A 7,019-nucleotide genomic window follows, 5' to 3' on the forward strand; every position below is an offset into this window, starting at 1 on the left:
CGCTCGCCGCCGCGCCCGAGCCGCAGGCCGCGATGCTGAGACTCGATTCGATGCTCGAGCGTCTGCCGAGCGCGATCAACGTATTCCGACTGCTCGAAGCACGACCGGCGCTCGCCACGCTCCTCGCGGCGATCCTCAGCCACGCGCCGACGCTGGCGGAGGAACTGGCGCGGCGCCCCCGCGCTGCTCGACGGGTTGATCGATGCGACGGCGCTCGCCCCGGTCGCGGCGGTCGACGCGCTGATCGACCGGATGCGCGCGGGCGAGGCGGGGCTCGATTATCAGGGGCGGCTCGATCACGTCCGGCGCGTGGTCGGCGAACTGCGCTTTGCGCTGGGTGCGCAGATCGTTGCGGGGACGTCGGATCCGCTCGACGTCGCGGCGGGCTATGCGCGCGTGGCAGAGGCGGCGATCGCGGTACTGGCGGAGGCGACGATTCGCAGCTTTGCCGACGTCCATGGCCGGGTGCCGGGCAGCGAACTCGTGATCCTGGCGCTCGGCCGGATGGGCGGGGCGATGCTGACGCATGCGTCCGATCTCGACCTCGTCTACCTCTTCACCGGCGATTTCACTGCCGAGTCGGATGGCGCCAAACCGCTTGGCGCGACGCTCTACTACAACCGGCTGGCGCAGCGGGTGACTGCGGCCTTGTCGGTCGCGACCGCGGCCGGGCCGCTCTATCAGATTGATACGCGGCTGCGGCCATCGGGGGCGCAGGGGCCGCTGGTCGTGACGCTCGACAGCTTCGTACGCTATCAGCATGAGGAGGCCTGGACGTGGGAGCATATGGCGCTGACCAGGGCGCGGCCGGTCTTCGGATCCGCGCCCGCCCGGGCGGCGCTGTCCGCGGTGATCGCCGATGTCCTGACCGGCGCACGGACCGAGCGCGACGTGGTCGGCGATGCGACGCGGATGCGCGCCGACATGGCCGCGCACAAGCCCGCCAAGGGGCCGCTCGACGCGAAGCTTCTGCCGGGTGGTCTGGTCGATCTCGAATTCGCGACGCATGTCGTACAACTCGTTGAGCGCAGCGGCTTCGATGCCAATCTGGGGCGTGCGATCGCGCAGCTCGTCGCCGAAGGGCGGATGCCCGCGACGATGCTCGCCGCGCATGATATCCTGACGCGCCTGCTCGTGACGCTGCGGCTCGTCGCGCCCGACGCGGCGCCGCCCGGCCCGCCGACCCAGGCGTTGATCGCGCGCGCGCTCGGGCTGCACGACTGGCCTGCGGTTCTTGCGGGCCTCGCCGAGGTCCGGCAACAGGTGACCGCGTTCTGGCACGAACTGACAGGAGAGCAGGATGGATGACGGTGCGATGATCCCGGACGTCTCGGTGACGATGCCCGATGGCACGGCCGTTGCGCTGACGACGCTGGCGCGCCCGCTGGTCGTCTATTTCTATCCCAAGGACGATACCGCCGGCTGCACGCGCGAGGCGCAAGACTTTTCCGCGCTCGAGTCGGCCTTCGCTGAGATCGGGGTCGGCGTGCTCGGCGTGTCGAAGGACACGGCCGCCGCGCATGCCAAGTTCAGCGCCAAGCACGGTCTGACGGTTTCGCTGGCGACCGACGTCGATGGCGCGGTCTGCGAGGGCTTCGGGGTCTGGGTCGAGAAGGCGATGTACGGCCGCAAATATATGGGGATCGAGCGCGCGACCTTCCTGTTCGACGCGGACGGCCGACTGGCGACATCGTGGCGCAAGGTCCGGGTCCCCGGCCATGCCGAGGCCGTTCTTGCTGCCGCCAAGGCGCTGACCCCGCAATAAAGACCGTTCCACGGGGTAGGGCGCGGCGTCCCCTGGCGGGGCGATTCCTTTTTACCGGTACCATTTGGTTTCAACGGCTCAACGCACGCGCGTCCCGGTCCACCCCAAGTTAGCGGCGCGGCTCTTGCCGAAGTGGATCAAATCGGCACACATCCTCACTTGTCTGGGACGCGGAGGGGCTGCGGTTCAGGACAGAGTCTTGGCGCCGGGCCCGTTTGCGATCCGGCTCCTGTTTTTGTCGGGGACCAATGGTCGATATCACCGTTTCCGCTGCAGCCTTAGCCAACCGCGCAGCCTTTCGTATCAAGACGCTCTTCGCCGCGCGGGACCTGACGGTTCACGACGGCCACTCGGTCCGCCGGGTTCGCTTGGGCAGCCGCAAGCAGGCGGCGATGGCGGCACTCAGCGCCGTGACGCTCGGCTTTTCCGGCTATGGTGCCGCGCAGGCAGCCTATGGCGCCGCAGCCGCGGCCGGCGTCGTTGCCGCACCCGATTCGGAACTCCAGGTCGCGCAGATGGAGCGCCGCATCGGTCAGATGCAGGCGCGCGTCGCGACCATTCGCGAGACCGCCGCAGCGCATGCCGCCCGCGTCGAACAGCGCCAGCAGCTGATCACCGCCGCCCTGACCGGCAAGGGCGACACCAAGGCGATGGCGCTGGCGACGCTGGCAATCGACCCCGCGCCCGACGCGCTGGCCGCCGATGTCGTCAAGCCGCTGGTCAAGGTCGAGGGCCGCCAGCGCGTTCTCGCCGATGCGGCGCAGACGGTTCTCGATCAGCGCTATGCCGACACCACCGACACCGTGCGCAAGCTCGGCCTGCGTCCCGAACGCGTCGCCGCCGCGGCCAAGCGTACCCATGCGCGCAAGCAGGCCGCCATGGGCGGACCGCTGGTCGCTGCCGACAGCCCCGAGGCGCTGGCCGATGTCCGCGCCGACGCCCAGTTCCGCACGCTGTTCCAGACCTGGAAGAAGCTCGACACGCTGCAGCAGGGGGTGATCGCGATTCCTTCGGTCCAGCCGGTCCATCTGCTGTCCTTCACCAGCAATTTCGGCATCCGCTCGGATCCGTTCCGCGGGACTGCCGCGATGCATGCCGGCGTCGACATTCCGGGTCCGGTCGGCACGCCGATCTACGCCACGGCTGACGGCATCGTCTCGCATGCCGGTCGTCAGGGCGGCTATGGCAATCTCGTCGAGCTTAATCATGGCAAGGGCATCGCGACCCGGTACGGCCATCTCTCGAAGATCCTCGTCGGCGACAATGCCCGGGTGACGCGCGGCCAGCTGATCGCACTGATGGGCTCGACCGGTCGCTCGACCGGCCCGCATCTTCATTATGAAGTCCGGATCGATGGTCATGCCGTGAACCCGATCCCGTTCCTCACGACCGCCGACTACCTTCTCGCCGCGCAGGATCGCTCGGTCGGTGCGATCCCGGTCTCGACGGACGGTCCGGCGGCGCAGGACTGAGGCGCACGGTTTTCTATCAAGCCCTGTCCGCGGTTCTCCGCGGTAGGGCGAGGTTGCCGCGGATAGCGGGACCGCCTATCTCGGGACCATGGCAACCTTGGCTCCCGACATCATCCTGACCCCCTCCGCCGCAGCGCGCGTCGCCGCAATTGCTGCCCGACAGGGCAAGCCGGCGATCCTGCGCCTTTCGGTCGATGGCGGTGGCTGTTCTGGTTTCCAGTACAAGTTCGGGTTCGCCGATGCGGCCGAGGCGGATGACGTGGTTGCCGAACGCGACGGCGTCCGGCTGGTCGTCGACAGCGTCAGCATCGACCTCGTCCGGGGTTGCGCTGTCGACTATGTCGAGTCGCTCGCCGGCGCGGCGTTCCGCGTGGAGAACCCCAATGCAGCCTCGGGCTGCGGTTGCGGCTCGAGCTTTTCGGTCTGACGCCCGGTGAAGATCGTCACGTACAACATCAACGGGATCAAGGCTCGTCTCCCGCGGCTGCTCGAATATCTTGCCGAAGAGCAGCCCGACATCGTCTGTCTGCAGGAACTCAAGACCAGCGACGAACTTCCGCTCGCGCGGAGATCGAGGCGGCGGGGTACGGTGTTGTCTGGCATGGGCAAAAGGCCTGGAACGGCGTGGCGATCCTTGCCAAGGGGCAGACCCCCAGGGTCCGGCAACGCGGCCTTGAAGGCGAGCCGGAAGACGAGCACAGCCGCTATATCGAGGCCGAGGTCGACGGGCTGACGATCGCCGCGCTGTATCTGCCCAACGGCAATCCGCAGCCCGGCCCGAAATTCGACTATAAGCTCCGCTGGATGACGCGTCTTGCGGCGCGTGCGCGCGTGCTCCTGGCCGAGGAGGTACCCGCCATCCTCGCGGGCGATTACAATGTGATCGCGAATGACGACGACACGTTTTCGGTGTCGCGGATGCAGGACGACGCGCTGATGCAGCCCGAAAGCCGAAGCGCCTATCGCGCGTTGCTCGGGCAGGGCTGGACCGATGCCCTGCGAACGCAGTTTCCCAAGGGGGGCGTGTGGACCTTCTGGGATTATCAGGCGGGCGCGTGGCAGCGCGACGCGGGCTTCCGCATCGATCATCTGCTGCTCAGCCCGCAGGCGGCCGACCGGATGATCGATGCCGGTGTCGACAAGGCCTATCGCGGCCGCGAGAAGGCTAGCGATCATGCCCCGACCTGGGTCCGCCTGCGATGAACGCACCGGCGGGGCGGCTTGCCGCGGGTGTGCTGGCGACGCTGCTATTGGCCTGTTCGACCCAGGTTTGTGCGCAGGAGCGCGACTATTGCCCTGAACGCCCGGGGATCGATACGCCCGCCTGCACCATGGAAAAAGGCCGCGTCTCGGTCGAAGCCGCGCTCGCCGACTGGACGCGCGACGACGGGGCAGGCTCGCGTGAGGACAGCGTCCTGATCGCCGATACGCTCGTGCGGGTCGGGGTCAGCGATACGGTCGAGGCGCGGGTGGGATGGACGCCGTTCGGCCATGATCGGACGCGCGACGAAACAGGGATCGACGTCGCGGACCGCATCGGCGACGTGTCACTGAGCATGAAGGCCAGCCTGAGCCATCCCGACGGCAAGGGCCTGTCGATCGCCGTCCTGCCGTTCGTGACGCTTCCCGTCGGCCGGTCGCCGGTCGGTGATGGCGACTGGGGCAGCGGGTTGCTGCTGCCGGTGACATTCGAAATGTCCGATACGGTGTCGCTCGACCTGACACCCGAGGTCGATGCCGCGGTCGACGACGACGGCCATGGCCGGCACCTCGCCTATAGCAGCGCGGTCGGCCTCGCCTTCACGCTCGACAAGGCGGTGACGCTGAATGCCGAGCTGCAGGCGCTGCGCGACGATGACCCGGCCGGCCGCAGCACCCAGGCACTGGCCGCGCTCTCGCTTGCCTGGATGGTGGGCGACGATCTTCAGTTTGACATTTTCGGGGCGGCGGGCTTGACCCATGATACCCCCGACGCGCGGCTTTATGCGGGGGTGGCGCGGAGGTTCTAGATGATCGCGGTGCTGATCGGACTGCAGGCCGTCGCTGGCCCTCCACTGCCGCGCGAACTTCGCCCCCCGGTCGCTCGGACGGCGACCCCCTGTCCCGTGACGCCGCCCGGTGGCGAGATCGTCGTCTGTGGCCGGCCGACCGACCAGCGTCTTGCACGGCTTCCCACGCCGCCGGTCAGCGCACCCGATGCACCGATGACGTTCCGGCTGCCGGGCGGCGGGACGGGCAATGTCCATGCGGTCCAGAGCACGCTGCCGGGGGCGACCGGATCCGGGGCGGTGGTCACGCTGCGCATTCCGTTCGGTCCGGGTCGCCGAGCGGCCGACCCCGCCCGTTAGGCTCAGGTCGGGTCGCGGGGTCGGGTCCGCAGCGCATCACTGAGCGAGGCGGTGCCGCTGCCGCGTCGCGCCGGCTTGGGCTGTGACGGGGCAGGCGACCAGCCGGTAAGGAAGATGATCTCGAACCGTTCGGCGGTCCGCCCGTCCGCGTCGGCGAGCTCGGCAAAGGCCTGTGCGAGCCCCGCCAGCGCCTGCCGGCCGAGCGCACTACGCCCCGCGAGCACGTTCGTCGCCGCCATCCCGCGAAGATCGCCGAGCAGTCGCCCGACATCGCGGTAGCCGACGTTCAGCGTCTCGATGTCCGCCACCGGCAGCGTAAAGCCCGCGCGCATCAGCAGATCGCCCGCCGAACGGACGTCGATCTGCGGATGCAGCCGCGCGGCGGGTCGCTCCGCCTCCGCCACCCGCAACGCCTGGCGGAGTGCCGGCAGGCTCCCGGCCCCGACGAACGCGCCGAGGAACAGTCCATCCGGGCGCAGCACGCGGCGGATCAGCGACAGCGCGCCAGGCAGATCGTTGACCTGGTCGAGCACGCCCGCGCTGACGACAAGGTCGAACGATGCGTCGGCAAAGGGCAGCCGGTCCTCGTCGGCTTGAACGCCGCCCGCGTGCGCGGCAAAGCCGTGGCCCGCATCGCAGCGTACGACCCGTGCGCCCGGGGGCGCTACGAACGCGCCGTCGAAACAGCCAAGATCGAGAATGTTGGCAAAGTCCCGCGTCACCGCATCGAGCCGCTCGGCGATCCCGTCGAGCATCGTCGCGCGCACGAAATCCGCGTCGGCATAGGCGGCACGCGCGCGGTCGCGGCGCTGGCGGCGGGCGACCCGGTCGAAGATTTCCGGGGCGCTGCCTTGGCTGGGGTCTGGGATCTGCACGCCGCGCTTGTGCCGTCTGCATGCTTTGACGACAAGGGCGGATGCGGTTGCTCGATCCGATTGGTGCGGTGATCCGGCTGGCGCTGCCGCCGCGCTGCCCCGGCTGCGGCAGTCCGGTGGCGGCGGACCATCGGTTCTGCGCAAGCTGCTGGAACGGCCTGCACTTTCTCGGTCCGCCCTGGTGTGCCGCGTGCAACCTGCCCTTTGCGCATGATCGCGGCGACGGCGCATTGTGCGCCGCGTGCCTCATCCAGCCGCCGCGTCACGCGGGCGTTCGCGCCGCGGTCGCCTATGGACCGGTGGCGCGTGGCCTGGCGCTGCGGTTGAAATATGGCGGCCGAACCGCGTTCGCCGCGACGATGGCGCGTGCCATGCACCGGCTCATGCCCGAGCAGGCGGCGCTGATCGTGCCCGTGCCGCTGCACCGCTGGCGGCTCTGGTCGCGCGGGTTCAACCAGGCGGCGCTCATCGCGACGACGCTCGCGAGCCTGTCGGCCGTGCCCGCCGACCTGAATGTCCTCGTCCGGACGCGGCAAACGACCGTCGACCGTGCTGCGCG

7 protein-coding genes and 2 pseudogenes are annotated in these 7,019 nt (G+C 69.2%); 8 read left to right on the forward strand and 1 reads right to left on the reverse strand.

The features are described 5' to 3' along the window. The 7 genes and pseudogenes from NI18_RS04020 to NI18_RS04050 form a co-directional block, all read left to right on the forward strand. Positions 1-1,308: pseudogene (locus NI18_RS04020) on the forward strand (glutamine-synthetase adenylyltransferase); the annotation flags it as partial. After that, positions 1,301-1,765 carry a peroxiredoxin gene (locus NI18_RS04025; RefSeq protein ID WP_037528337.1) on the forward strand — a complete coding sequence of 155 codons (465 nt, stop codon included), beginning with the start codon at positions 1,301-1,303 and terminating at the stop codon, positions 1,763-1,765. The pseudogene NI18_RS04020 and the gene NI18_RS04025, both read left to right, overlap by 8 nt. A 248-nt stretch (positions 1,766-2,013) precedes the next feature. After that, a complete protein-coding gene (locus NI18_RS04030) occupies positions 2,014-3,237 on the forward strand; it encodes a M23 family metallopeptidase (protein ID WP_037528340.1) in 1,224 nt (407 codons plus the stop codon). Positions 3,238-3,325: 88 nt separating this feature from the next. Continuing rightward, positions 3,326-3,664, forward strand: coding sequence for an iron-sulfur cluster insertion protein ErpA (erpA, locus tag NI18_RS04035; protein WP_031394554.1), 339 nt, complete (start codon positions 3,326-3,328; stop codon positions 3,662-3,664). Between the two features lie 6 nt (positions 3,665-3,670). Then, a pseudogene (gene xth, locus NI18_RS04040) lies at positions 3,671-4,440 on the forward strand (exodeoxyribonuclease III). After that, positions 4,437-5,246: a transporter gene (locus tag NI18_RS04045; RefSeq protein WP_052148977.1), complete on the forward strand. Its 810-nt coding sequence runs from the start codon at positions 4,437-4,439 to the stop codon at positions 5,244-5,246. The pseudogene xth and the gene NI18_RS04045 overlap by 4 nt, the downstream one beginning before the upstream one ends. Continuing rightward, complete coding sequence (locus NI18_RS04050) at positions 5,247-5,585, forward strand: hypothetical protein (protein WP_037528342.1); 339 nt, start codon at positions 5,247-5,249, stop codon at positions 5,583-5,585. Positions 5,586-5,587: 2 nt separating this feature from the next. Here the strand turns inward: NI18_RS04050 and NI18_RS04055 are convergent, their stop codons facing one another. Further along, positions 5,588-6,460 carry a class I SAM-dependent methyltransferase gene (locus tag NI18_RS04055; RefSeq protein WP_052148978.1) on the reverse strand — a complete coding sequence of 291 codons (873 nt, stop codon included), beginning with the start codon at positions 6,458-6,460 and terminating at the stop codon, positions 5,588-5,590. 41 nt (positions 6,461-6,501) lie between these two features. Between NI18_RS04055 and NI18_RS26460 the strand changes: the two genes are divergently transcribed. After that, a partial coding sequence (locus NI18_RS26460; RefSeq protein ID WP_037528344.1) for a double zinc ribbon domain-containing protein occupies positions 6,502-7,019 on the forward strand: 518 nt, incomplete at its 3' end.

Origin of the sequence: Sphingomonas sp. Ant20 (assembly GCF_000783375.1) — a bacterium.
Lineage (GTDB): Bacteria > Pseudomonadota > Alphaproteobacteria > Sphingomonadales > Sphingomonadaceae > Sphingomonas > Sphingomonas aerolata.